Origin of the sequence: Streptomyces sp. NPDC041068 (assembly GCF_040647455.1) — a bacterium.
In the GTDB taxonomy this organism is placed as follows: domain Bacteria; phylum Actinomycetota; class Actinomycetes; order Streptomycetales; family Streptomycetaceae; genus Streptomyces.
The window spans coordinates 184,692-209,916 of record NZ_JBEZCG010000016.1 but is presented as its reverse complement, the minus strand read 5'-3'; the positions used below and the strand labels follow the sequence as shown (position 1 = coordinate 209,916).

The 25,225-nt window shown below is 72.0% G+C and carries 21 protein-coding genes, 1 tRNA gene and 1 pseudogene; 12 read left to right on the top strand and 11 right to left on the bottom strand.

Going from position 1 to position 25,225, the window contains the following annotated elements:
• Positions 1-1,782: pseudogene (locus AB0B50_RS33070) on the bottom strand (hypothetical protein); the annotation flags it as partial.
• Positions 1,783-1,789: 7 nt separating this feature from the next.
• Positions 1,790-2,785 (bottom strand): SMI1/KNR4 family protein, encoded by a 996-nt coding sequence (locus AB0B50_RS33065; RefSeq protein ID WP_362339493.1) that lies wholly within the window; start codon positions 2,783-2,785, stop codon positions 1,790-1,792.
• A gap of 263 nt (positions 2,786-3,048) precedes the next feature.
• On the opposite strand from AB0B50_RS33065, the gene AB0B50_RS33060 reads away from it, so the two are divergent.
• Positions 3,049-3,630, top strand: a complete 582-nt coding sequence (locus AB0B50_RS33060) for a YwqJ-related putative deaminase (RefSeq protein ID WP_362339492.1) — start codon at positions 3,049-3,051, stop codon at positions 3,628-3,630.
• An 89-nt stretch (positions 3,631-3,719) separates the two neighbouring features.
• Complete coding sequence (locus AB0B50_RS33055) at positions 3,720-4,241, top strand: SUKH-3 domain-containing protein (RefSeq protein ID WP_362339491.1); 522 nt, start codon at positions 3,720-3,722, stop codon at positions 4,239-4,241.
• A 97-nt stretch (positions 4,242-4,338) separates the two neighbouring features.
• Here AB0B50_RS33055 and AB0B50_RS33050 read toward each other — a convergent pair whose 3' ends face one another.
• Positions 4,339-5,652 (bottom strand): histidine kinase, encoded by a 1,314-nt coding sequence (locus tag AB0B50_RS33050; RefSeq protein WP_362339490.1) that lies wholly within the window; start codon positions 5,650-5,652, stop codon positions 4,339-4,341.
• Between the two features lie 313 nt (positions 5,653-5,965).
• On the opposite strand from AB0B50_RS33050, the gene AB0B50_RS33045 reads away from it, so the two are divergent.
• From AB0B50_RS33045 to AB0B50_RS33020, 6 genes are all read left to right on the top strand, one after another.
• Positions 5,966-6,037 (top strand) — tRNA-Gln (locus AB0B50_RS33045).
• A gap of 117 nt (positions 6,038-6,154) precedes the next feature.
• Positions 6,155-7,603 (top strand): bifunctional UDP-N-acetylglucosamine diphosphorylase/glucosamine-1-phosphate N-acetyltransferase GlmU, encoded by a 1,449-nt coding sequence (glmU, locus tag AB0B50_RS33040; RefSeq protein WP_362339489.1) that lies wholly within the window; start codon positions 6,155-6,157, stop codon positions 7,601-7,603.
• Positions 7,604-7,718: 115 nt separating this feature from the next.
• The gene (locus AB0B50_RS33035) at positions 7,719-8,693 is read left to right on the top strand and encodes a ribose-phosphate diphosphokinase (protein WP_362339488.1); all 975 of its coding nucleotides are present in this window, start codon (positions 7,719-7,721) and stop codon (positions 8,691-8,693) included.
• 173 nt (positions 8,694-8,866) lie between these two features.
• Positions 8,867-9,460: a 50S ribosomal protein L25/general stress protein Ctc gene (locus tag AB0B50_RS33030; protein WP_362339487.1), complete on the top strand. Its 594-nt coding sequence runs from the start codon at positions 8,867-8,869 to the stop codon at positions 9,458-9,460.
• Between the two features lie 72 nt (positions 9,461-9,532).
• Complete coding sequence (gene pth, locus AB0B50_RS33025) at positions 9,533-10,135, top strand: aminoacyl-tRNA hydrolase (protein ID WP_362339486.1); 603 nt, start codon at positions 9,533-9,535, stop codon at positions 10,133-10,135.
• A gap of 41 nt (positions 10,136-10,176) precedes the next feature.
• Complete coding sequence (locus AB0B50_RS33020; protein WP_362339485.1) at positions 10,177-10,638, top strand: hypothetical protein; 462 nt, start codon at positions 10,177-10,179, stop codon at positions 10,636-10,638.
• Positions 10,639-10,767: 129 nt separating this feature from the next.
• Here the strand turns inward: AB0B50_RS33020 and AB0B50_RS33015 are convergent, their stop codons facing one another.
• Positions 10,768-13,692: a hypothetical protein gene (locus AB0B50_RS33015; protein WP_362339484.1), complete on the bottom strand. Its 2,925-nt coding sequence runs from the start codon at positions 13,690-13,692 to the stop codon at positions 10,768-10,770.
• Positions 13,693-13,866: 174 nt separating this feature from the next.
• Positions 13,867-16,611 (bottom strand): phosphoenolpyruvate carboxylase, encoded by a 2,745-nt coding sequence (ppc, locus tag AB0B50_RS33010; protein ID WP_362339483.1) that lies wholly within the window; start codon positions 16,609-16,611, stop codon positions 13,867-13,869.
• A gap of 263 nt (positions 16,612-16,874) precedes the next feature.
• On the opposite strand from ppc, the gene AB0B50_RS33005 reads away from it, so the two are divergent.
• Complete coding sequence (locus AB0B50_RS33005) at positions 16,875-17,915, top strand: fatty acid desaturase (protein ID WP_362339482.1); 1,041 nt, start codon at positions 16,875-16,877, stop codon at positions 17,913-17,915.
• A complete protein-coding gene (locus tag AB0B50_RS33000) occupies positions 17,912-18,595 on the top strand; it encodes a TetR/AcrR family transcriptional regulator (protein ID WP_362339481.1) in 684 nt (227 codons plus the stop codon). Before AB0B50_RS33005 ends, AB0B50_RS33000 begins: the two co-directional genes overlap by 4 nt.
• 15 nt (positions 18,596-18,610) lie before the next feature.
• On the opposite strand, the gene AB0B50_RS32995 is transcribed toward AB0B50_RS33000, so the two are convergent.
• The gene (locus tag AB0B50_RS32995; protein WP_362339480.1) at positions 18,611-18,979 is read right to left on the bottom strand and encodes a VOC family protein; all 369 of its coding nucleotides are present in this window, start codon (positions 18,977-18,979) and stop codon (positions 18,611-18,613) included.
• Entirely contained in the window at positions 18,979-19,806 is an 828-nt protein-coding gene (locus AB0B50_RS32990) for a trans-aconitate 2-methyltransferase (protein WP_362339479.1), read from the bottom strand. Before AB0B50_RS32990 ends, AB0B50_RS32995 begins: the two co-directional genes overlap by 1 nt.
• 101 nt (positions 19,807-19,907) lie before the next feature.
• Here AB0B50_RS32990 and tamR point away from each other — a divergent pair, with 101 nt between their 5' ends.
• Complete coding sequence (tamR, locus tag AB0B50_RS32985) at positions 19,908-20,405, top strand: MarR family transcriptional regulator TamR (RefSeq protein ID WP_362339478.1); 498 nt, start codon at positions 19,908-19,910, stop codon at positions 20,403-20,405.
• On the opposite strand, the gene AB0B50_RS32980 is transcribed toward tamR, so the two are convergent.
• A complete protein-coding gene (locus AB0B50_RS32980; RefSeq protein ID WP_362339477.1) occupies positions 20,364-21,140 on the bottom strand; it encodes a response regulator transcription factor in 777 nt (258 codons plus the stop codon). The genes tamR and AB0B50_RS32980 overlap by 42 nt on opposite strands.
• Before the next feature lie 273 nt (positions 21,141-21,413).
• Here AB0B50_RS32980 and AB0B50_RS32975 point away from each other — a divergent pair, with 273 nt between their 5' ends.
• A complete protein-coding gene (locus AB0B50_RS32975; protein WP_362339476.1) occupies positions 21,414-21,869 on the top strand; it encodes a GNAT family N-acetyltransferase in 456 nt (151 codons plus the stop codon).
• A 68-nt stretch (positions 21,870-21,937) separates the two neighbouring features.
• Here AB0B50_RS32975 and galK read toward each other — a convergent pair whose 3' ends face one another.
• Genes galK through galT form a run of 3 tightly spaced genes read right to left on the bottom strand, consistent with a single transcriptional unit; the run spans position 21,938 to position 25,191 of the window.
• Entirely contained in the window at positions 21,938-23,092 is a 1,155-nt protein-coding gene (gene galK / locus AB0B50_RS32970; RefSeq protein WP_362339541.1) for a galactokinase, read from the bottom strand.
• A gap of 60 nt (positions 23,093-23,152) precedes the next feature.
• The gene (gene galE, locus AB0B50_RS32965) at positions 23,153-24,112 is read right to left on the bottom strand and encodes a UDP-glucose 4-epimerase GalE (protein ID WP_362339475.1); all 960 of its coding nucleotides are present in this window, start codon (positions 24,110-24,112) and stop codon (positions 23,153-23,155) included.
• A complete protein-coding gene (gene galT / locus AB0B50_RS32960) occupies positions 24,109-25,191 on the bottom strand; it encodes a galactose-1-phosphate uridylyltransferase (protein WP_362339474.1) in 1,083 nt (360 codons plus the stop codon). The genes galE and galT overlap by 4 nt, the downstream gene beginning before the upstream one ends.
• Positions 25,192-25,225: the final 34 nt, after the last annotated feature.

The following is a 25,225-nucleotide window of genomic DNA, read 5'->3' as shown; positions in this document are numbered from 1 at the left end:
CCCACCCGGAGGCGCACCCGGAGCACCGGGCGGCCCAGGAGGCTGCGGAGCCCCAGGCCCACCGGACGCACCCGAAGCACCAGGCACACCCGGAGGGCCGGGCGGCTTCGGCGCCCCCGGAGCACCAGGGGCACCCGGCGGCTTGATCCCACCGGGCCCGCCGAGGCTCGGGTCGGCCAGCATCGTCGCGGCATGGTGCACCCCACCCGGAGGCGCACCCGGAGCACCGGGCGGCCCAGGAGGCTGCGGAGCCCCAGGCCCACCGGACGCACCCGAAGCACCAGGCACACCCGGAGCCTCCGGCGCGGCAGGCGCACCCGGCGGCTTCGGCCCGTCCGGCCCGAGCGAGGAGACGAGCTGCGTCGGGACGTAACCACCGGCGGGAGTGCCGGGAGCACCGGGCCCGGAAGGCGGCGGCGTACTCCCGGCGGGCGCGCCAGGAGGCCCGGAAGGCGGCGGCGTCGGCGAACCCGCGGGCGGCTGCGGCGAGTTGACCCCACCGCCGCTCGAAGCACCGGGCCCGTGCGGATACCCGTACGTAGGCGCACCGGCACCCGCGGACGCCCCCGACGGCGGAGGCGGCATGGGCGAACCCGCAGGCGGCTGCGGCGAGTTGACCCCACCGGCACCCGAAGCGGCACCGGGCCCCTGCGGATACCCGTACGTAGGCGCACCGGCACCCGCGGATGCCCCCGGCGGCGGCAGCGGCACCGGCGAACCGGCAGGCGGCGGAGGCGTGTTGGCCGGCGGCTGCGGCGGGCCCACCGGCGGTGCGGCAGGAGCCGCGGGGCCACCGGGAGCCGCAGGACCGCCCGGAGCCACAGGGCCCCCGGCGGCTGCGGGAGCGCCCGGCGCCTCGGGGCCGTCCAGGGCCGGGGCGATGGCCGTCCTCGGGAGCTGGCTGCCGCCGTGCATCAGGGCCGTCTTGGCATCGGGCGCCACACCCGGCGGCGGGGTGTCGTCCTCGTCGAGACCGGCCAGCGGCGGCGCGAACACCGTGGCGGGCAGCGGCACCGAATGGTCCTCGCCCGCATCGGCGTTGGTGTCCGTACCGGCCCAGGGGGTCGCCCCCGCGGGGACGCCGGGCGACGTCGCGGGCAGGCTGTCGTCACGGGCGGGCGCGCCGTCCTCGCCCGGAGCGCCGGCTGCGGGCCACGGCGTGCCGCCACCCGGGGCCGCGGGCGCCGCGGAGTCCGAACTCCCGGCGCCACCGGCCCCGTTGAAGGAAGCAGCGGCCGGAGCCACCGGCTCCGCATCCGAGACGTCCGAGACATCCGAATCGCCCGGGACCCCCACGGAGTCGTTCACGGAGTCGTTCACGGAGTCGTTCACCGAGTCGTTCACGGCGTCATCCACGGAGTCGCTCGTGGAGCCCCCGGCGGAGCCCCCCGCACGGCGGTCAGGGATCCCCATCTTGTCCGCCGCCTCCTGGAGCCACTCCGGAGGGCTCAGCAGGAACGACGTCTGGTTCAGATCCACCCGCTCCGGCGGCGCGGGTGCCGCGTCCTGCGGTCCCGTGTCCGCCAGGCCGTACTCCTCCTCGTACCGGCGAATGACCTCACCGACGGGCAGGCCCGGCCACAGCGTGGCCTCGCCGCTGTCCCGCGCGATGACGAGCCGCTGGCTGCCGCCGTCGGAGACGGGACCGTTCTCGCGGTCCTCGGCCCAGACGACGAACCCCAGGTCGAACTCCCGGACCCGCACCTCACGGTGCTGATAGCCCGGCACATCGCCGTTGATCCACTCCTCGGCGCGCTCCTGCGCCTGCGCGAAAGTCACCATCGTCACGTCACTCCCCACCCGAGGACACGGGGACGGCGTGCGCGAAGCCGCCGTCCACCATCAGGTTCGCCACGGTCTCCAGCTCCGGCGGGTTGCCCGCGAGCCGGGACAGGAACGCGTCGAAGTCGTCGCCGCACGGCAGCAGCAGCTGCCGCACGCGCTCGGCGGGCGGCCACGCGGCCGCTTCCGAGACGTCTCGCGCGTCGTCGTACGCGCAGAACCACACCGAGCCGATCCGGTCGCCCTTGACCTTCACGGCGAGCAGACCGCCCTGCACGAAGCCGACGCCCAGGTAGTCCTTGGTGAGGTGGTCGCGCAGACACTTGTTGACGTACACGAGGTCGTTGACCGCGGCCTCGTCCCGCACCGTGAAGAACGGCTGGTCAACGAGGAGCCCCAGCTCCGCGTCGAGCGCGGCGCCGACCGGCGCGCAGCCGCCCGCCGCCTTCAGAAAGGTGCGGTAGGCGCCGGGCAGCCGGTAGCCCAGGTCCTCCTCCACGCCCTGGACCTGCTGCTCGGTCACCGCGACCGCCGCCTTGGGCAGACCGAAGTGCGCGGGGCGGGTCTCCTGCAGCGGGCGCGTGCCCCTCTTGTTCTGGTCCACGGGCGTCGTCGCGATGCCGCCGTGGTGCCGGAGCAGCGCCTTCACCTCGACCGGAACCAGTTCGAGACGGCGGCTGTTCGGCACGTGGTGCCAGGTCCAGCCGTGCGGGGTCGCCACCGCGGGAATCGTGTCCCACAGGTCGTGCCCCGACGCCGCCATCGCCGCGTTCGCCGAGACGTAGTCCGTCAGGCGCAGCTCGTCGACGCCGAAGCCCTCCGGGGGCTCGGCGATCTCCGCGGCCGCTCTCGCGTAGAGGGAGAAGTCCGGGAAACCGTGCTCGTCCACGCGCACCCCTCTGGGGTGGCGGGCGGCGCGGACCGGGTCCGGGAAGTGCACGACCTGCCCGGCGTAGGCCGCGTTCGGCGGCGCGGACTGCTGCCCCAGCCGACCTGTCGTCATGGCGGTTGCCCCCTGCGGCACTGTGGAAGGTTCTGGTTCTGGCGACACAGCCTATGCGCAAGGACGACACCGGTCACCGGGCCTCCGGTTCCATGACCAGCAGCCACCGGCCGGTCACCGTGCGGCGAAACCCGACGGAAAGCCAGGCGTGTCGCAGTGCCCCAGCTTCCGCACCACCCGCCCCATTTGGCAGGCTGTCCCCCGCGACGCGGGGGCGTGGCAGACGCGGTGACGACCGCGAGCAGGGGGAGGGAAGACGCACGATGCAGACGGCACAGAGCGGCATGTCCGGCCATACGTTGTCCACGACGGCACCCGCGACCACGGGCGGCACGAGTGGCCCGGGAGTGATTCCCGGCGCGGCCGCGGGTGATCCCCGCGTCGGGTGGAGCGCCACCGCGGCCCAGGCACCGGTCCTGCGCCAGCGCCGCGACGGCATCCTGCCGACCGTGGCCGCGGCCCTCTCCGTACGCGGCCAGACGACGCTCACCTGTACCGCGGGGCGCGGCGAGGATCCGCCCGCGCTCCACCCGCTCGTCCAGGACTTCCTCGACACCCTCACCAGCGGCCAGCGCGAGCGCTTCACCGGGCGGTGCGCCGAGGCCATCCTCATCTCACGCCATCTCACGGCGGCCGACGCGAGCCGCTCCAAGCGGGCCTCGCGCAAGCCGATGACCAACGGCGAGGCCCGCAAGTCCCTCAAGCACGCGAAGCTCACCACCCGCCGGATCCGCGAGGACGGCGACCCCCTGCACGGCGGCTTCGCGCAGCCCTGCCGCTCCTGCACCGCGCTCACGGCGCACTTCGGCGTACGGGTCGTGGACCCGGCGGCCGCCGACGGCTGACCGTCGCCCGGACACCAGCCGGACCGACGCCCCACCGTCCATCCGCCCGTCCCCCACGACCGTCCGACCGACCGAACGAGGGCCACCCCATGCACGCCGACCACACCGCCACGACCGCCGCGCCGGGCGCGGGCGGCACCACCCGCTTCCCCGTCCCCGTCGACGCCGCCCTGCGCGCGGCCGGCTGGCGTCCGGGGCACTGGGACATCAAGCAGGCCGAGATCTGGGCCGACGCCCTGCGCCGCCACACCTCGCCCGCCGGGCACCGGCACTCGGTCTTCCCCGCGGCCGTCGAGGCCTGGGCGGAGTTCGGCGGTCTGCACATCACCCCGCAGGGCCCCGGCCGCCAGATAGCCCCGGCCACCGTGCACCTCGACCCCATGTACGGCCTGCACCTGGCCCGCACCCTCGGCGACCTGGGCCGCGCCCTGGAGTCCGAGGTGTGCCCGATCGGCGAGGAGACGGAGACGCAGGCGCTCCTCGCGATAGACACCGAGGGCCGGGTCTACAGCCTCGACCACAGCGGCGACTGGTTCATCGGCGCCCACATCGACCAGGCCCTCGCCACGCTCGTCACGGGTGCCCAGCCGATCCGCCTGACGGCGAGCTGAACGGCGTCCCTTCGGCCGCGCCCCGTCAGGGGCGCGGGGAACTGCGCGGGCAACCACAGCAAACCCGCAGATCCAGTCCGGCCCCCCGCACCTCCGCTCAGCCGGCGGCAGCCGGAAGCACCGCCGACACCCGGAACCCGCCCCCGTCCGTCGGCCCCGACACGAACACCCCGCCCAGCGCCACGACCCGCTCCTTCATGCCCACCAAGCCGTTGCCCCCGCTGGGCAGCCGGACATCGGCTGCCTCACCCGGCGGCGGTTCGTTCTCCACCTGCATCGCGATCTCGGCCGAGCGGTGCGCGAGCCGCACGTACGTCTTCGCGCCCGCCGCGTGCTTGTGGACGTTGGTCAGCGCCTCCTGGACCACGCGGTAGGCGGTCTGCTCGACATCGGCGGCGTAGTCACGCGGTTCGCCCTCCACCGACAGGTCGACCGCCATGCCCGCGGCGCGGGACTGGCCCACCAGCTCGTCCAGCTCGGCCAGGCACGGTCCTTCCTCGTCGACCGCGCGGGACGCCGCGGCGGCGGCCGCGTACCCCACGGCGGCCAGCGGCACCGGCTCGGCGGGCTTCGCGGCCTTGGTGCCGTCGCCCGTGCGCAGGACGCCGAGCATCTCGCGCAGCTCGGTCAGCGCCTGGCGGCCCATGTCGCCGACGAGCGCGGCGTTCTTGACGGCCTTCTCCGGGTCCTTGCGCGCGACGGCCTGCAGGGCAGCCGCGTGGACGACCATCAGGCTCACGCGGTGCGCGACCACGTCGTGCATCTCGCGGGCGATGCGGGTCCGCTCCTCGTTCCTCGCCCACTCGGCCCGCTCCTCGGCGCGCTCGGCGAGCAGCTGGAGCTCCCGCTCCAGGCTGTCCGCGCGCTCCCGCATGCCCTCCATCAGGCGGCGCCGCGCGCCCACGTAGAGCCCGAGGAGGACCGGCGGCGCGGTCACGCCGATCGCGGCGGCGACGGCGAAGAAGGGGATGAACTCGCTGCCGACGGGCGGCGGGGTGCCGCTCTCCGCCACGTCCTGGTTGGCACGCACCATGGCGACGATCAGGGTCCCGGCCATCGACATGCCGGCGAGGGCGCCGATGATGCGGCGCGGCAGCTCGGACGCGGCCAGGGTGTAGAGGCCGACGACGGTCAGCAGGACGCCCATCTGGGCGGGCGTGATGGCGATCGATATGAGGACGACGGCGATCGGCCAGCGCCGCCGGATCAGCAGCGCGGACCCCGCGAGCGCCCCGAAGGCGACCCCCACCGGCGTGGGCAGCCCCGCGTCCCGCGCGAAGGCGACTCCCTCCGCCCCGCACTCCAGCGCGGACAGCGCGGCGAGCCCCGCGTCCAGCGCGGCCCCGCGCCACCGCTCCCACCACCACGGGCCGGTCATGGCCGTGGTGCGGTCGTCCCCCGTCGTGGTCATGTCTTCCAGCGTACGGGCGTTCCGCCCCGGTTTTCCGGTGAGTTTCCGGCTCGGTGATCCCTCGCGCCCCCCTGTTCGAGGAGAAGCGAAACCCGCCGTTATCCCTCGAACTGTTGAGACGACCGCGCTCCCGGGGCGGAACCCCCCATTCCGGACACCGGCCACCACACGTTCACCGCATGACGGAGATCACGGAGGGTCACGCCGGAGCAAAGCTCCGATCGGAGACCGTCGCGAGGAAGGCACCCGGTGCGGCATAGTGTGGGGGGCCCGGCCCACAGCCTGACGCAATGTCCGGCTCAAGCCGTATCCATCCCCCGTGGTGTAATTGGCAGCACCGTGGCTTTTGGTGCCATTTGTCCGGGTTCGAGTCCTGGCGGGGGAGCTCAACTTCTCGGGTCCCGATCCAACAGGTCGGGACCCGCCCCCATTTCCGCCCCCCTACGCCCCGGTATCCTGCGGATGTCCACACCCCAAGCATTCGAAGCCGAAGGGCATCCCCGTGAGCGCCAACTGCCCGGCAGCCGTCGTCGTCCTCGCAGCGGGTGAGGGCACCCGTATGAAGTCGGACCTTCCCAAGGTCCTGCACGAGATCTGTGGCCGTTCCCTCATCGGGCACGTGCTGCACGCAGCCTCGGCGCTCTCGCCCGAGCAGCTCGTCACCGTCGTCGGCTACCAGAGCGACCAGGTCAAGGACCACCTGCGCACCATCGCCCCGCAGGTCCGCACCGCCTACCAGGCCCAGCAGAACGGCACCGGGCACGCCGTCCGCATCGGCCTCGAAGAGCTCGGCGGCGCCGTCGAGGGCACCGTCGTGGTCGTCTGCGGCGACACCCCGCTGCTCACCGGTGCCACCCTCCAGCAGCTCGCCGCCACGCACAGCGGCGACGGCAACGCCGTGACCGTGCTGACCGCCGAGGTGCCGGACGCGACCGGCTACGGCCGCATCGTGCGCGACAGTGCGAACGGCGCCGTCACCGCGATCGTCGAGCACAAGGACGCCACCGAGTCGCAGCGCGCGATCCGCGAGATCAACTCCGGGGTCTTCGCCTTCGACGGCCGCCTCCTCGCGGACGCCCTCGGCAAGGTGCGCACCGACAACAGCCAGGGCGAGGAGTACCTCACCGACGTCCTCGGAATCCTGCGCGAGGCCGGGCACCGCGTCGGTGCCGCCGTCGCGGGCGACCACGAGGAGATCGCGGGCATCAACAACCGCGTCCAACTGGCCCAGGCGCGCCGGACGTTGAACGACCGCCTCCTGACCGAGGCCATGCTCGCCGGCGTCACCGTCGTCGACCCGGCCTCCACCTGGATCGACGCCACGGTCACCTTCGACCGCGACGCGATCGTGCACCCCGGCACCCAGCTGCAGGGCACCACCCGCCTGGCCAAGGGCGCCGAGGTCGGCCCCAACACCCGCCTGACGGACACCGCGGTGGGCGAGGGCGCCCGCGTCGACAACACCGTCGCGAACGGCTCCGAGATCGGGGCGGGGGCGAGCGTCGGCCCGTTCGCGTATCTGCGGCCGGGCACCCGGCTCGGGGTGAAGGCCAAGGCGGGTACGTACGTGGAGATGAAGAACGCGACGATCGGCGACGGCTCCAAGGTGCCCCACCTGTCGTACGTGGGCGACGCGACCATCGGCGAGCACTCCAACATCGGTGCCGCGAGCGTCTTCGTGAACTACGACGGCCAGGCCAAGCACCACACCACGGTGGGGTCCCACTGCCGCACCGGCTCGGACAACATGTTTGTGGCTCCTGTCACGGTCGGGGACGGTGCCTACACCGCCGCCGGGTCCGTGATCACGAAGGACGTGCCGGCCGGTTCGCTGGCCGTCGCCCGGGGCCAGCAGCGGAATATCGAGGGCTGGGTGGCCCGTAAGCGTCCGGGGAGCGCGGCCGCGAAGGCGGCGGAGGCGGCGTCCCGGGAAGCGGACAGCGGAAGCTGACCGGAAACAGGTGCGTCGAACACGGCGTACCGTGATAGATGCACACATCGGCCGACTCGACGCACCGGGACGCGTGAGTACGGCAGCGGGACGAACTCTCTGAGGAGACAGTGCTGTGACCGGGATCAAGACGACCGGCGAGAAGAAGTTGATGCTCTTCTCCGGCCGCGCCCACCCCGAGTTGGCCGAGGAGGTCGCACACAAGCTGGGTGTCGGCATCGTGCCGACGAAGGCCTTCGATTTCGCCAACGGCGAGATCTACGTCCGCTACCAGGAGTCGGCGCGCGGCGCCGACTGCTTCCTGATCCAGAGCCACACCGCTCCGATCAACAAGTGGATCATGGAGCAGCTGATCATGATCGACGCGCTCAAGCGCGCGTCGGCCCGCTCCATCACCGTCATCGTGCCGTTCTACGGCTACGCCCGTCAGGACAAGAAGCACCGCGGCCGCGAGCCGATCTCGGCGCGTCTGGTCGCGGACCTGATGAAGACCGCCGGTGCGGACCGCATCCTCACCGTCGACCTGCACACGGACCAGATCCAGGGCTTCTTCGACGGCCCGGTCGACCACCTCTTCGCGCTGCCGATCCTCGCGGACTACGTGGGCGCGAAGGTGGACCGCGACAAGCTGACCGTCGTCTCCCCCGACGCCGGCCGCGTGCGCGTCGCCGACCGCTGGTGCGACCGCCTCGGCGCCCCGCTGGCGATCGTCCACAAGCGCCGCGACAAGGACGTCGCCAACCAGGTCACCGTCCACGAGGTCGTCGGTGACGTGAAGGGCCGCGTCTGCGTCCTGGTCGACGACATGATCGACACCGGTGGCACGATCTGCGCCGCCGCCGACGCCCTCTTCGCGCACGGCGCCGAGGACGTCATCGTCACGGCCACGCACGGCGTGCTCTCCGGCCCGGCCGCCGACCGTCTGAAGAACTCCAAGGTCAGCGAGTTCGTCTTCACGGACACCCTGCCCACGCCGAGCGAGCTGGAGCTCGACAAGATCACGGTCCTGTCGATCGCCCCGACCATCGCCAACGCGGTGCGCGAGGTCTTCGAGGACGGCTCCGTGACCAGCCTCTTCGAAGAGCAGTAAAGATCCTTTTGGGTGCGGCCTCCCGGCCGAGTAGACTTCTGAAGTTGCTCGGCGAGGGAGGTCGCACCTTTTGGTGTGGCGGTCCGTTATCGACGCGCTCTTCGTAGCAGGCCAGTAGTCGTATGGCCGGGTGACCGACCCCATTCGATTCGTCTGACCTACGAGGAGTAGACATGGCTGAGATCAAGCTCGCCGCCGAGGCCCGCACCGAGTTCGGCAAGGGTGCCGCCCGCCGCATCCGCCGCGAGAACAAGGTCCCCGCGGTCGTCTACGGCCACGGCAACGAGCCGGCCCACATCACCCTTCCCGGCCACGAGCTGAACCTGGCCCTGCGCCAGTCCAACGTGCTCATCGCCATCGACGTCGCCGGCAAGCCCGAGCTCGTCATCCCGAAGGCCGTCCAGCGCGACGCCATCAAGGGCTTCCTCGAGCACGTCGACCTGCTCCTCGTGAAGCGCGGCGAGAAGGTCAACGTCGAGATCCCGGTCCACACCGAGGGCGAGCTGGCCCCGGGCGGCAACCTGCTCGAGCACGTCCTGAACGCGCTGCCGGTCGAGGCCGAGGCCACCCACATCCCGGAGTCGGTCACCGTCTCCATCGCGGGCCTGGACGCCGGCGCGTCCGTCCTCGCCAAGGACATCACCCTGCCGTCCGGCGTCTCGCTGGCCGTCGAGGACGACGCCGTCGTCCTGCAGGTCCTGGCCGCGCAGGCCGAGGAGGCCCCGGCCGAGGGCGACGCCGAGGGCGACGCGGCCGCCGAGGCCTGATCCTCGCGACGCACATCGGCACGGCAGCCGCCGCTCCCTCGGGGGGCGGCGGCTGCCGCGTATGAAGGAGACATGCACGTGACGACCGACGCCAACGCCCCCTGGCTGATCGCAGGACTCGGCAATCCGGGCCCCGAGTACGCCATGAACCGGCACAACGTGGGCTTCATGGTGGCCGACCTGCTCGCGCACCGCATGGGCGGCAAGTTCAAGCGGGCCGCGAAGGCTCAGGCGCAGGTGGTCGAGGGCCGCATCGGCCCGCCCGGCCTCTCCAGCCGCCGGGTGATCCTCGTGAAGCCCATGTCGTACATGAACGTCTCGGGCGGCCCCGTGACGGCGCTGCGCGACTTCTACAAGGTGCCGACCGAGCACATCGTCGCGGTCCACGACGAGCTCGACATCGACTACGGCACGCTGCGCCTGAAGCTGGGCGGCGGCGACAACGGCCACAACGGCCTGAAGTCGATGACGAAGGCGATGGGCTCCGACTACCACCGGGTGCGCTTCGGCATCGGGCGCCCGCCGGGCCGGATGCAGGTCGCCGACTTCGTCCTCAAGGACTTCTCCTCGACCGAGCGCAAGGAGCTCGACTACTTCGTGGACCGGGCGGCCGACGCGGTCGAGGCGCTGGTCATCGAGGGTCTGGAGCGCGCTCAGAGCACGTACAACTCCTGAGTGGTTGACGGAGCGGCATCACGTGGCCAAGGATCCCGGCCATGAATCTGCTGCTTCTGGGACGCCGCACGGCCATGGGCGCGCTCGCCGCGCTGCTGCTCGCCGCGGGCGTGTGGGCGTCCTGGGACACCGCGCAGCACGTCATGCTCACGCAGGGGCGGGAACGCGGCGTACTGACGGTGACACGGTGCGGGTCCGACGAATGCGTGGGGTGGTTCGCCTCCTCTTCGCGTGGTGCGGACTCCCGTCAGCGAGTGGAGATCGAGCGTTCCATCGCGGAGAGGAAGGGTGCGCGGATCCCTGTGGCGCTCAAGCCCGGGACGCGTGACGCCGTCCGCACGGGCGGGCCCGGCTTCCTCCACGCCTGGCTGCCGCTGGGCGGTGCGCTGCTGCTGGCCTCGGTGGTGGTGGCGGGCGGCCTGCGCCTGCCGCGCACGGCGTGGGGCATGGCCTTGGCGGGCGGTTCTTTGCTGACGGCATCCTTCGTGACGCTGACGTTCTGAGGGGCCGGTTCCTTTCTGCGGCTCCGTCGTGACTGAGTGCGCAGTTCCCCGCGCCCCCAAAGGGGCGTGAGCCCCGTCAGGGGCGCGGGGAACTGCGCGACCAGCCACAGCCCACCCGCGCCCGGAGAACTACGAGTGCCGCCCCCACCTCTGCCGCGTAGCGGCGAAGAAGACCCCGCCCGCTACCAGCAGCACCGCGGCCAACGCAGCCACCAGCGGAGCGATCGAGGACCCCGTGTCCGGAAGCACCGGAGGCTCACTGTGGGTCGGTGACGGCTCGGGCGTGGTCGGATCCGGCGTCGTCGGGTCCGGCGGCGTAGGAGTCGGGGGCGTCGGCGTCGGGGGCGTCGGGTCCGGCGGCGTGGGCGTCGGAGGGGTCGGCGTCGGCGTCGGAGGCGTGGGGGTCGGAGGGGTCGGCGTAGGCGTCGGCGACGGCGACTTGCCGACCTCCGCCACAACCCACGGCGCCTCCGTCGCAAGGAGCGGACGAAGCGTCCCGTCCGGCTCCCGGCGGTCACCGGCGATCGCGATCTTGTTCCAGGTCCGCTCCCCGCCGTCGAACGGCACGTCGCCCGCCGCCCGCTCCGGCACCTTCATCCGCCACCGCAGCGTGTACCGCTCACCGGCCGTGAACACATGCCCGTCGAAGTCGAACCGCACCGAACGGATCTTGCTCCAGTCCGTCACCGCCGAGGCCGGCTTGAAGCTCGGGTCCGGCTTCCCGTCGCACTGGAACGGCGCGCTGTTGTCAGGGGTGTTGTCCATCTCGGGCCGGCACGGATCGGCCTTCTCCGAGTACGTGATGGTCACCGGCGCCGTCCCCGCGTCGATCGGCCCGGTCAGGACCGGACGCCACTCGCTGGTCACGTCGTCGCCGTAGCGCCCGCTGGTGACGCCCTTGGTGCCGGGCTCCGGCAGCAGGTCGTACGCGACGACATTGGTGAGGTCGGTGTTGCCCATGTTACCGAGGACCGTGCGGTACTCGACCGTGCCGCCCGCCGTCGACTGCCCGACCTGGTCCTCCTTGCCCGGCACCTCGGCCGAGCCCTTGAAGTCGCTGTCCTTGTCGCCCTTGACCTCCTTGGTGACGAAGAGCGACGCGGACTGGGCGATGGCGAAGTCGTCGGTGGCCTCGGCGACGTTCTCACTCGTGTTGCCGTTGCCGTTGATGTCGTGGGTGTCGGTCTGCCGGGTGTTGATGGGGCGCTGCGCGTCGTAGAGCCCGGCGCGGTTGCCCGCGTAGTCGGCGTCGTTCGGCGTCCCGCCGTACGTACCGCTGGCGACACCGGGCTTGACCGTCGTACGGAAGGTGTAGACGCAGGTGGAGTCGTTCGCCGGGATCTCGGCGCCGCGCTCGGCGGTCAGCTCGACGCGAGTGCGTCCGTCGGGGCCCGCGCCGACCTTCTCCGTGAAGCGGTCGGCGGCCGGGCAGTACGCGGGCTGTCCGTCCGCGAGGGCCCAGGACCCTTCCTCGTACGAGAGCTGGCGCGGCACCAGGTCGACGAAGTGCGGCCGCAGCGGCGAGGAGTCGGTGCGGTAGCGGTCGTTGCGCATGGTGATGCGCCAGGTGTGGGTGCCGCCGGGGCCGACGGGGGCCGGGTCGGTGGACTTGGTGAGTTCGGGCTGGGCGACCTCGGGCTCGATGCGGAAGTTCGCGCAGGACTCCTCCTGCGCGGTGCCGCCGCCGGCGCCGGTCAGCTCCAGTTGGGCGCAGTTGCGTACGTCGCCGCTGCCGCCGGGGACTTCGGAGGCGTCGGCCCGGCCGGTGTACTGGGCGACGAGGTTGGCCCCGGCGGCGAGTCCAGGAATGTCGATGCGCACGGACACCGGTTCGTCGCCGAGGTCCACCTGCTGGTCGGTGGGCGTCAGCGTCTCGGTGCTGCCGTCCCGCCGCGTGACGACCACCGTCCAGCTGCCCCCGTACGTGCCGCCGGCCGGAGTGGACAGGCGCAGCGTCTGCGCGTCGAAGCCGTTGGGAAGCGCGTCGGTGAGACGGACGTCGGCGGCCTCGGTGCCGGTGTTGCCGAACCGCAGGACGTACGAGAGGCGCTGGCCGTCGCCCGCGAGCGGGGTGTCGACGGACTTGTCGAGGGTGCCGGAGACCTCGCCGGAACCGGTGCCGACGGTGGTGTCGGCGGTCGCGTCCTTGGAGATCTTGCCGGTGTCGGGGCCGAGGGGGTCACCGGTGATGGTGGCGGTGTCGGTGAGCACGGTGCCGTCGGCGACGTCGTCGCGCACCTTGACCCTGATCTCGTGGACGACGCCGTACGGATAGTCCTTGACCTGCGCCAACTGGTCGCCGGGGCGGCCGGGTTCGGTGTCCACGGGCCAGCTGATGGTGCGGGTCGCCGGGTCGTAGGTGTAGCCGGCGGGGGTGGCGTCGACGAGGTCCACGCCCTCGGGGAGCACGTCGGTCAGGACGGTGTTCTCCAGGGCGAGGTTGCCGCGCGGCCGGTTCGAGTCGCGCGGGTCGTTGGTCGCCGTGACCTTGTACGCCACGGTGTCGCCGGGCCGTGCCGCCTTCGGGCCCTCTTTCCTGATCGCCGGGTTGGGCGTGGCGGTGACCGTGACGGAGGCGTCGTCGGTGCTGGGGGTGCCGTCGCCGTTCGCCGCGGTGGCGGACATGCCCGCGGTCTGCGAGCCGGGCGGCGTCCAGTAGTCCTCGGTGGGCCAGCTGACGGTGAGCTGTGAGCTCTGGCCGCTGGGGATCTTGTCGTAGGTGACGGTGACGCTGCCGTCGGCGCCCGGCGTCACGGCCGTGACGCCGGGCGGGTAGGGCTGCGACACCTGTCCGGGCCCGGAGGCACCCGGCGGCGGCGTGAAGGTGACCGTCACCGACTGGCAGTCGCCCGGGATCGAGCACTGGATGCTCGCGTTGTACGTGACGTGGTCACCGGAGGGCACGGGCGAGGTCGCCGGGTCCAGACGGACGCTCATCCGGGCGTCCGCGTGAGCGACCCCGTACGGCACGAAGGCGAGCGCCGCGAGGAGCGCGAACAGGACGGCCGTCGCCGCGGCGAGCCTGCGGCGAGACCGATGAGGAACGGGGATCACAGTGCTCCCGACCGCCGGGGGGTACTTGATGGCCCGTCAACTGTGCTCCCCGAGGCGGCGCGAACGGCCCCATGACGAGTCGGTACGACCGCCGTTTCACCTGATTAGGTGCCGATCGGCGCACGACGAGGGCCCCGCGCCTCCCGAGGAGGTGCGGGGCCCTGGTCCGGAACGTCAGCCGGTGTTGCGCAGGCCCGCCGCGACACCGTTCACGGTGAGCAGCAGGGCGCGGGCGAGCAGCGGGTCCGGCTCCTCGCCCGCGACCGCCGCGTCGCGCTGGCGCTTGAGGAGGGCGACCTGGAGGTAGGAGATCGGGTCCAGGTAGGCGTCGCGGATGCCGAACGTCTGCTTCAGCACGGGCTGCGCACCGAGGAGTTCGGACTCCCCGGTGACGCGCAGGACCTCGGCGACGGTGAGCGCGTGCTCGGCCTCGATGTCGGCGAAGACGTGCTTGAGCTCGTCGGGCACGAGCGTGTCGACGTAATGGCGGGCGATGCGCAGGTCGGTCTTGGCGAGCGTCATCTCGACGTTGGAGATGAAGTTGCGGAAGAAGTGCCAGTGCTCGTGCATCTCGTCGAGCACGGTGTCCAGGCCGGCCTCGCGCAGCGCCTTCAGACCGGAGCCGACGCCGAACCAGCCGGGCACGATCTGCCGCGACTGGGTCCAGCCGAAGACCCACGGGATGGCGCGCAGGCCGTCCAGCGAGACGCCCGAGCCGGGGCGCCGGGAGGGCCGCGAGCCCAGGTGCAGGTCGGCGAGCTGATCCACCGGAGTCGAGGCGAGGAAGTAGGAGGGCAGGTCCGGGTCCTCGACGAGCTTGCGGTAGGCGGCGTGGGCCGCGTCGCTCACCACCTCCATGGCGGCGTCCCAGCGGGCCAGCGCCTCGTCCGACTGGCGCGGGGCCGTGTGCAGGGCGGAGGCCTGCAGCGTCGCCGCGACGGTCAGTTCGAGGTTCTCCCTGGCCAGCGAAGGCACCAGGTACTTGTCGGAGATGACCTCGCCCTGCTCGGTCACCTTGATCTCGCCCTCCAGGGTGCCCCAGGGCTGGGCGAGGATCGCGTCGTGCGAGGGGCCGCCGCCGCGGCCGACGGTGCCGCCGCGGCCGTGGAAGAGGCGGAGCCGCACGCCGTAGCGGTGCGCGACGTCACGCAGCCTGCGCTGGGCGCGGTGGATCTCCCACTGACTCGTCGTGATGCCGCCGAACTTGGAGGAGTCGGAGTACCCGAGCATGACCTCCTGGACGTCGCCGCGCAGGGCGACGAGACGGCGGTAGGACGGGTCGGCCAGCATCTCGTCGAGGATGACGTCGGCGGCGCGCAGCTCGTCGGTGGTCTCCAGGAGCGGCACGATGCCGATCTTCGCCCAGCCCGCGTGCAGATCGATCAGGCCCGCCTCGCGCGCGAGGACGGCCGCGGCGAACACGTCGTCCGCGCCCTGGCACATCGAGATGATGTACGACTCGACGACCTCGGGCCCGAAGACCTCCAGGGCCTTCTTCACGGTGAGGAAGACACCGAGGGTCTTCTCGCCCGCGGCGTCCACCGGCGCCGGGGAAGGACCGAGCGGACGCCGCGAACGCAGCTCCTTGGCGAGCAGCTTCTGCCGGTACTCGCGCGGCATGTCGGCGTACCGCCAGGACTCCTCGCCGAGGCGGTCGAAGAGCTGGCCGAGGGCGTGGTGGTGGGCGTCCGCGTGCTCGCGTACGTCCATCGTCGCCAGCTGGAGGCCGAACGCCGCGAGCGTACGGATGGTGCGGTTCATCCGGCCCTCGGCGAAGAGGCCGCCCTTGTGCTCGCGCAGCGAGGTCTGGATGAGCGTGAGGTCGTGCAGGAGCTCGGCGGTGCCGAGGTAGTCGCGGCCCTCCTCGTGCGCGGTGCCCTTGGCCAGGCGCTCCTTGGTGTTCTCCAGCTTCTGCCGGACGCAGGTGGCCTTGAGGCGGTACGGCTCCTCGGCGTTGAGGCGCTTGTAGCGCGGGCTGATCTCCGGCAGCCGCTCCAGGTCGCACTGGAGGGAGGCCTTCAGCTCCTCCGTCGCGCCGGTGTAGCGGATGGAGTTGGAGAGGAAGCCGCGCAGCTCGTCGATCATGTCGAGCGCGTCGTTGATGCCGTGCTCGTGCTGGAGGATCAGGACGTCCCAGGTGACCTGCGGGGTCACGTTCGGGTTGCCGTCGCGGTCGCCGCCGATCCAGGTGCCGAAGCTGAGGGGCCGTGTGCCCTCGGGCAGCTCGACGCCGACGCGCTCCAGCTCGGCGGTGAGGTCCTCCAGGACGTCGCCGACGGCGCCGGCGTGCAGCTCGTCCAGGTAGTAGATGGCGTTGCGGGCCTCGTCCGCGGGCTCCGGGCGCACGACGCGGAGCTCGTCGGTCTGCCACACCAGGTCGATGTTCTCGGCCAGACGGACGTCGTGGCGGCGCCGGTCGGACTCGATGACCGGGGTCTCCAGGAGCTCGGCGACCCGGCGGAGCTTGTTGAGCACGGAGCGGCGCGCGGCCTCCGTGGGGTGCGCGGTGAAGACGGGCCGCACGTTCAGGTGCTGCACGGTCTGGCGCAGGTGCTCGGGGTCGGCGTCCTTGAGGCGGTCCGCGGTGCGGGCGAGGAGGCCGCCCTCGGCGGCGCGCTTGGCGCGCAGCTCGCGGCCGCGGTGGACCTGCTCGGTGACGTTCGCCAGATGGAAGTACGTGGAGAAGGCGCGGACCAGCTTGGCCGCGGTCTCCAGTTCCGTGCCGCCGAGCAGCTTGGCGGCGGCCTCACCGTCCTCGCGCGTCAGACGGCGGACCTTCTCGACCAGTTCGAGGAGCTCGGGGCCCTCTTGGCGTACGAGGGTCTCGCCGAGCAGATCGCCGAGGCGGCGGATGTCGGCGCGCAGCTCGGTGCTGGCGGTGCTGGTGGCCTGGCGGCCCTGGTCGTCGGCACTGCTCACAGGTGCGGCTCCTTGCAGTGTTTGAAGCACGTCTGGGAGGGGTCCCGGGGAAGGATCCGGGGGGAGATACAGAGCGGACCGCGCTGTCCGACCGTCTCCAAGGATAGGTGTCACTCAGGGCACGGAGCTCGCGGCCTCTTGCTGCCGGCCTCCTCGCTGCCATACTTACGTCGCCGTAGGTTACGGAACCGTAGGAAACACACGGTCCGCTCGCGCGCGCCCGCAGAAAACCCTCACTCTTCGACCCCACAGGGGACGTGCCCATGACGACAACTTCCGATGCGTACTCAGACACCGATGTGATCGAAGACGCTCCACGGGCGGCGGCGACCACCGCCGCCGCCACCACCGCCACCACCACCGTCGGCCCCGCCCCGGTGCCGTCCGCGACCCTGGGCGGCGAGCAGAAGCGGTCGCTGGAGCAGATCGCGCTGCTCCTGTTCATCACCGTCCCCTTCCTCGCCCTGGTGGCCGCGGTGCCGCTGGCCTGGGGCTGGGGGGTGAGCTGGCTGGACCTCGGCCTGCTCGTCTTCATGTACTTCCTGGGCTGCCACGGCATCACCATCGGCTTCCACCGCTACTTCACGCACGGCTCCTTCAAGGCGAAGCGGCCGCTGCGGATCGCGCTCGCGATCGCCGGTTCGATGGCGGTCGAGGGCCCCTTGGTCCGCTGGGTGGCCGACCACCGCAAGCACCACAAGTTCTCGGACGCCGAGGGTGACCCGCACTCGCCGTGGCGCTTCGGCGAAACCGTCCCCGCCCTGATGAAGGGCCTGTGGTGGGCGCACATCGGCTGGATGTTCGACGAGGAGCAGACGCCTCAGGAGAAGTACGCACCGGACCTGGTCAAGGACCCGGCGATCCGCCGGATCTCCCGGCAGTTCCTGCTCTGGACGATCGTTTCGCTGGCCGTCCCGCCGGTGGTCGGCGGTCTGGCGACGATGTCGTGGTGGGGGGCCTTCACCGGCTTCTTCTGGGGTTCCCTGGTCCGCGTCGCCCTGCTGCACCACGTCACGTGGTCGATCAACTCGATCTGCCACGCGGTCGGCAAGCGCCCCTTCAAGTCCCGTGACCGCTCGGGCAACGTGTGGTGGCTCGCGGTCCTGTCCTGCGGCGAGTCCTGGCACAACCTCCACCACGCCGACCCGACGTCCGCGCGGCACGGCGTGATGAAGGGCCAGGTCGACTCCTCCGCCCGGATCATCCGCTGGTGCGAGCGGCTCGGCTGGGCGTACGACGTGCGGTGGCCGTCGAAGTCGCGCATCGAGTCCCGCCGCGTCCCCCGCGCCGCCGACGCGGCATGATTGACGACGTGGCGACCGACTCCAGCAACTCCAGCCCCTCCAGCAAAGAGAAGCCCCGGCGCACCCGCCGGACCCGGATGACGGGTGCCGAGCGCCGGGAGCAGCTCCTCGACATCGGCCGCACGCTGTTCGCGGCCAAGGGGTTCGAGGGCACGTCGGTGGAGGAGATCGCGGCGAAGGCCGGGGTGTCCAAGCCTGTCGTGTACGAGCACTTCGGCGGCAAGGAAGGGCTGTACGCGGTGGTGGTCGACCGCGAGATGCGGGCGCTGCTCGACATGGTGACGGGGGCGCTGACCGCGGGGCACCCGCGGGAGCTCCTGGAGCAGGCCGCCTTCGCCCTCCTCGACTACATCGAGACGTACACGGACGGCTTCCGCATCCTGGTCCGCGACTCCCCGGTGGCCCAGTCCACGGGCACCTTCGCCTCGCTCATCTCCGACATCGCGACGCAGGTCGAGGACATCCTGGGCCAGGAGTTCAAGACCCGCGGCTTCGACCAGAAGCTCGCCCCCCTCTACGCCCAGGCCCTGGTCGGCATGGTCGCGCTGACGGGCCAGTGGTGGCTGGACGTCCGCAAGCCGAAGAAGGCGGAGGTCGCCGCGCACCTGGTCAACCTGGCCTGGCACGGCCTGGACGGCCTGGAACCGAAGCCGCGGCTGATAGGGCACAGGAAGAGTTGACCGCCCGGCGGCGCCTCAGTCGCCGGGGCTCGGCTCCAGGAACTCCAGGCGGTTGCCGACCGGGTCCTGCGAGTAGAAGCGCCGGTGCCCCGGCAGGTTCTCGTCCCAGGTGACCTCGGCACCGTGCGCGGCAAGGCGGTCCGCGTACGCCTCGATGTCCCGAACGAGCAGCCCGGGGTGGGCCTTCCTCGCGGGCCGGAAGTCTTCTTCCACGCCCAGGTGCAGCCGGACGGCCCCAGCCTCGAACCAGCAGCCCCCGCGCGCCGCGAGCACGGGCGGCTTCGGCGCCTCCGTCATGCCGAGCACCTCGACGTAGTACGCGCGCAGGGCGGGCTCGCTGCCGGGCGGGGCGGCCAGTTGTACGTGATCGACAGCCGCGAGCATCAGGCGTTCTCCCCCTTGCGGGCCACCGCGAACACCCGGCGGAACGGGAAGACCGTGCCGTGGGGCGTCGGCGGGTAGGCCTTGCGGAGCAGGTCCGCGTACTCCGTCAGGAACGTCTCCTTCGCCGCCGCGTCGTCCGCGAGCGCGGTGAGGACCGGGCGCAGACCCGTGCCCTTGACCCAGTCCAGGACGGGGTCCCGGCCCGTCAGGAGGTGCTGGTACGTCGTCTCCCACGCGTCCACCTCGCAGCCGAGGTCCGCGAGGCGCTCCAGATAGGCGCCCGGTGAGAGCACCGCGTCCGCGTGGCGCAGGAGGCCGCCCAGGCGGTCGCGCCAGCGGTCGGACTCGGACAGTTCCCGCATCAGGACGTGGCTCGGGGCGTCGAAGTTGCCCGGCACCTGGAAGGCGAACGCACCGCCCGGCACGAGGGCGGAGATCCACGCGGGGAAGGAGTCGGGGTGGCCCGGCACCCACTGCAGGGTCGCGTTGGAGAGGATCAGGTCGTACGTCGAAGGGGCCGGCGCCCAGGTCGCCGCGTCCGCCTCCGCGAAGTCCAGGCGGCCGCCGCCCGCGGTGGGCCCGGCCACCTCTTCCGCCCTGGCCAGCATCTGCGGGGAGTTGTCGAACCCGGTGATGTGCGCGGTGGGCCAGCGCTCGGCGAGGAGGCGCGTGACATTGCCGGGCCCGCAGCCGAGGTCTGCGACGCGGGGCGGGCGCCCCTCCCCGGCGGGCAGTTCGGGGACACGGGCGAGTAGATCCAGGAAGGGCCGGGCACGGTGGCCCTCATGGCGCAGATACTGACGCGGATCCCAGACGGCAGCGGACACGGTGGCCTCCTCGTGGAAATGTGGGCGCCACCCCATCCTCGACCGCAAGATATCTTGACGTCAAGAGACTTCATGTCGACAGACCCCCTACACTGATCGTCATGGAGGACGAGGTCGATCGGCTGGTCGCTGCGTGGCGCCGGGAGCGCCCGGACCTCGACGTGGAACCACTCGAGGTGCTCAGCCGTGTGAGCAGGCTCGCGCGGCACCTGGACCGGGCCCGCAGGCTCGCGTTCTCCGAGCACAATCTGGAGCCCTGGGAGTTCGACGTCCTGACGTCGCTGCGGCGCGCGGGCGCCCCCTATCAGCTCTCCCCCGGTCAGCTCCTGACCCAGACGCTCGTGACGTCCGGCACGATGACGAACCGCATCGACCGCCTCGCGAAGAAGGGCCTCGTCGAGCGGCTGCCCGACCCCAGCGACCGCCGCGGCGTGCTCGTGCGCCTCACCGCCGAAGGGCAGGACCGCGCGGACCAGGCCCTCGCGGGACTCCTTGAGCAGGAGCGGGCGATCCTCGCGGAGCTCTCCCGGGCCCAGCGGGGCGAACTGGCCGGGCTGCTACGCCAGTTGACCGCCCCGTTCGACAACATCCCCGGCTAGGTCGACCGGGCCGACGCCCGCGCGCCTGGCGAGCGCGACCGCCGCCAGTGTGGAGTGCACGCCCAGCTTTCCCAGCACGTTCTGCATGTGCGTACGCACCGTGTGCGGGGAGAGGAAGAGGCGCTCGGCGACCGCCTTGCGGCCCAGGCCCGCCACCATGCAGCGCAGGACCTCGCGCTCGCGCGGGGTCAGGGACTCCACGAGGCGCTCGGACTCCGTGCGGTGCTTGCGGGCCGCGGTCAGCTCGCGCAGGACGCCCGTGAGCAGGGCGGGCGGCAGGTGGGTCTCGTCCCGGAGCACTCCTCGTATGACCGTCAGGAGGCGGGAGAGCGAGCAGTCCTTGGCGACCCAGCCCGAGGCACCCGCCTGCAGTGCGAGGGCCGCGCGGCGCGGGTCGTCCTTCTCGGCGAGCACCACGGTGCGCACGGCGGGCTGGCCCGAGCGGACGCCCGCCACCAGGGAGATACCGTCGACGAGACCGTCGGCGTTGCCCTCCTGGACCGGGACGGCGGGGCGGGTGCCCTGCAGGGCGCTCGCGGTGCTGCCGAGGTCGGCGTCGACGAGCAGCACGTCGAATCTGCGCCCCTCGCCGACCGCCCGCTCCAGGCAGCGCAGCGCGGCGGGGCCGCTGCCGGCCGCGGACACGTCCACGTCGGGCTCGGCCGCCAGCGCGGCGGCCAGCGACTCGGCGAAGATGCGATGGTCGTCGACGACCAGGACTCGAATGCGGACCACAGAAACCCCCTTCCCCGCGCTCCCTCCTAGGAGCAGGGGATGTCCCCGTCGGAAGATCGCCGGAGAACGATTGGCGCAGGTACGGCGCCCGGAACGGGGGTCGCCGCAGGGGCACGGCCGCCGCCGTGCTCTGCTTGCCACCCCCACGCCGGGCGTCGTACCCGACTGTCTCGCCCCCTGATCAGCGCCGGCCCCCACCGGCACTGTCCTTCAGAGTAGGGCCGGACGCCGGGAGCGGAAGCTGATTTGCAGAACTGATTGGCCGGCGCGTTTATGGTGAGCCGTATGTTTCGTATTGAGACAGGAGTCGACAAGGAGCGGCTTGGTCTGCTTCGTTCGCGGCTGAGCGCGTCGAATACAGCGGCATCTCCCGAGCTCCGCGCCCTGCGCGGGACGGTCGACGACCAGGAAGTCCCGCTGGCGCTCTGGGCGTTGGACGGGGCGGGCGGCCTCGCGGCGGGGCTCGCCGCGCACACCTGGGCCCACTGGCTGCACGTGAACCACCTCTGGGTCGACGGCCGCCACCGCGGCGCGGGCCTCGGCTCGCGCCTCCTCGCCGAGGCGGAGCGCATGGCCCGCGAGGAGCGCGGCTGCCTCAACTCCCGTGTGGAGACCTGGGACTTCCAGGCCCCCGGCTTCTACCGCGGCCAGGGGTACGAGCTGGTGTGTGTGATCCCCGACTACCCCGAGGGCGTCAAGGAGTTCACCCTGACCAAGCGCCTGACCTAGGCGCGCTCCCGGAGGGCTCGGCACCCGGAGGACTCGGCACCCCCGAAGGACTCCGCGCCCCGAAGGCCTCAGCGCTCGCGGCGCGCGCCCGCCGAGGCCACCGCCGGGAACACGCGCGGCGCCGTGAAGCCCGCCGCCGCGAAGGCGTCCAGGACGGACTTCGTCACCGCGTCCGCGTCCGCCTCCTCCACCAGGACGACCGCGGAGCCGCCGAAGCCGCCGCCGGTCATCCGGGCGCCGAGCGCGCCGGCCTCGTTCGCGGAGCTCACCACCAGGTCCAGCTCCGGGCAGGAGATGCGCAGGTCGTCGCGGAGCGAGGCGTGGCCCTCGGTGAGGACGGGGCCGATGGCGCGGGCGTCACCGGCGTCCAGGAGCCCGATGACCCGCTCGACCCGGTGGTCGTCCGACACCACGTGACGCACGTACCTGCGGATCTTTTCGTCCGTCAACTTCTGCAGGGCGGCGGGGAGTTCGGCGTACCCGATGTCACGCAGATGCGAGACCCCGAGCGCCTGCGCACCCGCCTCGCACCCGGCGCGGCGCTCGGCGTAGGCGCCGTCGCCGAGCGCGTGCTTCACGCGGGTGTCGACGACCAGGAGCCGCAGCCCCTGCGCCGCCAGGTCGAAGGGCACCTGACGTATCGACAGGTCGCGGCAGTCCAGGTGCAGGGCGTGGCCCTCGGTGCAGCACGCCGACGCCGTCTGGTCCATCACACCGCAGGGGACGCCCACGAAGCCGTTCTCGGCGCGCTGGGCGAGGACAGCCAACCGGGGCCGGGTGAGCCCGAGTTCGTACAGGTCGTCGAGGGCGAGGGCGGTGACGACCTCCAGGGCCGCGGAGGACGAGAGGCCCGCGCCGGTCGGGACCGTCGACGCCAGGTGCAGATCGGCGCCGCCGATCGCGTGCCCGGCCTCCCGCAGCGCCCAGACGACCCCGGCCGGGTACGCGGCCCAGCCTCCGTCGGACAGCGGCGCGAGCTCGTCCACGTGCAGCTCGACGAGCGGGGCGTCGATGTCGGCGGAGTGCAGCCGCAGGACGCCGTCCGAGCGCCGGGCGACGGCGGCGACCGCGGTGTGCGGGAGAGCGAGGGGCATCACGAAGCCTTCGTTGAAGTCCGTGTACTCGCCGATGAGGTTGACCCGTCCGGGCGCCGACCAGACCCCGTCCGGCGCATACCCGTACAACTCCTCGAACTGTGCGGCGACTTCGGCGACCGACCCCATGAGCCCCTTGCCCTCCATGTGTTGTCCCTTGACCTGTGACCTGGGCCGTTGACCTGTGACCTAGGCCGTGCGCCGGGCGAACGCCCAGGCGTCGGCGACGATGCCCGCGAGGTCCGCGCGGGACGGGCGCCAGCCGAGCCTGTCGTGCGCGGTGGCGGCGGACGCGACCAGGACCGCCGGGTCGCCGCCGCGGCGCGGGGCCGTCACCTCGGGGATGGGGTGTCCGGTGACCTCGCGCACGGTCTCGATGACCTCGCGCACGGAGAAGCCGTTGCCGTTGCCGAGGTTGCAGATCAGGTGCTCGCCGGGGGTGGCGGCCGCGACCGCGAGGAGGTGGGCCTCGGCGAGGTCGGCGACGTGGATGTAGTCGCGTACGCAGGTGCCGTCCGGGGTCGGGTAGTCGTCGCCGAAGACGTTGATCGCCTCGCGGCGGCCCTGCGCGACCTGGAGGACCAGCGGGATCAGGTGCGACTCGGGGTCGTGGCGCTCGCCGAACTCCCCGTACGCGCCCGCGACGTTGAAGTAGCGCAGCGAGACGGCGGCCAGGCCGTGGGCGGCGGCCTCGCCGGTGATCATGTGGTCGACGGCGAGCTTGGAGGCGCCGTACGGCGAGGTGGGGGCGGTCGGGTCGGTCTCCGTGATGGGGGTGTTCACGGGCTCGCCGTACGTCGCGGCGGTCGAGGAGAAGACGAGCCTGCGCACGCCCGCCTCGCGCATCGCGGCGAGCAGCGCCATGGTGCCGCCGACGTTGTTGTCCCAGTACTTCTCGGGCTTCACGACGGACTCGCCGACCTGCGAGAAGGCGGCGAAGTGCAGGACCGCGTCGTAGGAGGAGTCCAGCCACTTGGCGGCGTCGCGGATGTCGCCCTCGATGAACGCGGCGCCGGCCGGGACGCCCTCGCGGAAGCCGGTCGAGAGGTTGTCGAGGACCGTCACCTCGTGCCCGGCCTCGATCAGATGCTGGGCCACCACGCTTCCGACATAGCCCGCTCCACCGGTGACCAGGTACTTACCGCTCATGAACTCGCTACCTCTCGCAGTCGCTGGGCCGCGGCTTCCGGCGGCACGTCGTTGATGAACACGCTCATGCCGGATTCGGAACCCGCGAGGAACTTCAGCTTGCCCGAAGTGCGGCGAATCGTGAAAAGTTCAAGGTGGAGGGCGAAATCATCACGATTGATCCCCTCATATCCCTCCAGCCCCTCCAACGCTCCGAAGGGCGCCTGATGCCAGGCGGCGATGTAGGGAGTGGGGCTCTCGGCCTCGCCTTCCCCTGAGCCGAAGATCCGGTCGAAGCGCCTCAAGAGTTCCAGATAGACCTGTGGGAACTCCGTGCGCGCCGCCTCGTCCAGCGCGAGCAGGTCGGGCACTCGGCGCTTGGGGTAGAGGTGCACCTCGTAGGGCCAGTGCGCCGCGTACGGCACGAAGGCCACCCAGTGCTCGCCCTCCAGGACGACCCGCTCACCGGCGCCCTCCTTCGCGACGATGTCGTCGAAGAGGTTGAGGCCGCCGGAGGACTCCTTGAACGCGGCGAGCGAGCGGAGCATCAGGGCCGTGCGCGGGGTGACGAACGGATAGGCGTAGATCTGCCCGTGCGGATGGCCGAGGCTCACGCCGATCTCGGCGCCGCGGTTCTCGAAGCAGAAGACCTGCTCCACCGAGGGCAGATGGGAGAGCTCGGCGGTGCGGTCGGTCCAGGCCTCAAGGACGAGGCCCGCCTGCTCGGGGGTGAGGTCCGCGAAGGACGCCGCGTGGTCGGAGGTGAAGCAGACCACCTCGCAGCGGCCGGCGTCACCGGCGAGCGAGGGGAAGCGGTTCTCGAAGACCACGACGTCGTACGAGGAGTCGGGGATCTCGCTCAGCCGGTCCCCGACGGAGGGGCACAGGGGGCACTCGTCGGCCGGCGGGTGGTAGGTGCGGCCCTGGCGGTGCGAGGCGATGGCCACGGAGTCGCCGAGGAGGGGGTCCCTGCGGATCTCCGAGGTGGTCGAGACGGGCCCGAGCGGACGCCGGTCGGCGGCCTCGCGGACGGCGTCGTCGCGCACGTCGTAGTAGATGAGCTCACGACCGTCGGCGAGACGGGTCGAGGTCTTCTTCACGTCCGGGGCTCCTCATCACCCACCCAACAGAACC

Coding starts and splice junctions, on each gene's coding strand:
- AB0B50_RS33065 (WP_362339493.1), bottom strand. CDS start 2,785: ATGACGACAGGTCGGCTGGGGCAGCAGTCCGCGCCGCCGAACGCGGCC.
- AB0B50_RS33060 (WP_362339492.1), top strand. CDS start 3,049: ATGCAGACGGCACAGAGCGGCATGTCCGGCCATACGTTGTCCACGACG.
- AB0B50_RS33055 (WP_362339491.1), top strand. CDS start 3,720: ATGCACGCCGACCACACCGCCACGACCGCCGCGCCGGGCGCGGGCGGC.
- AB0B50_RS33050 (WP_362339490.1), bottom strand. CDS start 5,652: ATGACCACGACGGGGGACGACCGCACCACGGCCATGACCGGCCCGTGG.
- AB0B50_RS33030 (WP_362339487.1), top strand. CDS start 8,867: ATGGCTGAGATCAAGCTCGCCGCCGAGGCCCGCACCGAGTTCGGCAAG.
- pth (WP_362339486.1), top strand. CDS start 9,533: ATGCACGTGACGACCGACGCCAACGCCCCCTGGCTGATCGCAGGACTC.
- AB0B50_RS33020 (WP_362339485.1), top strand. CDS start 10,177: ATGAATCTGCTGCTTCTGGGACGCCGCACGGCCATGGGCGCGCTCGCC.
- AB0B50_RS33005 (WP_362339482.1), top strand. CDS start 16,875: ATGACGACAACTTCCGATGCGTACTCAGACACCGATGTGATCGAAGAC.
- AB0B50_RS33000 (WP_362339481.1), top strand. CDS start 17,912: ATGATTGACGACGTGGCGACCGACTCCAGCAACTCCAGCCCCTCCAGC.
- AB0B50_RS32995 (WP_362339480.1), bottom strand. CDS start 18,979: ATGCTCGCGGCTGTCGATCACGTACAACTGGCCGCCCCGCCCGGCAGC.
- tamR (WP_362339478.1), top strand. CDS start 19,908: ATGGAGGACGAGGTCGATCGGCTGGTCGCTGCGTGGCGCCGGGAGCGC.
- AB0B50_RS32975 (WP_362339476.1), top strand. CDS start 21,414: ATGGTGAGCCGTATGTTTCGTATTGAGACAGGAGTCGACAAGGAGCGG.
- galK (WP_362339541.1), bottom strand. CDS start 23,092: ATGGGGTCGGTCGCCGAAGTCGCCGCACAGTTCGAGGAGTTGTACGGG.
- galE (WP_362339475.1), bottom strand. CDS start 24,112: ATGAGCGGTAAGTACCTGGTCACCGGTGGAGCGGGCTATGTCGGAAGC.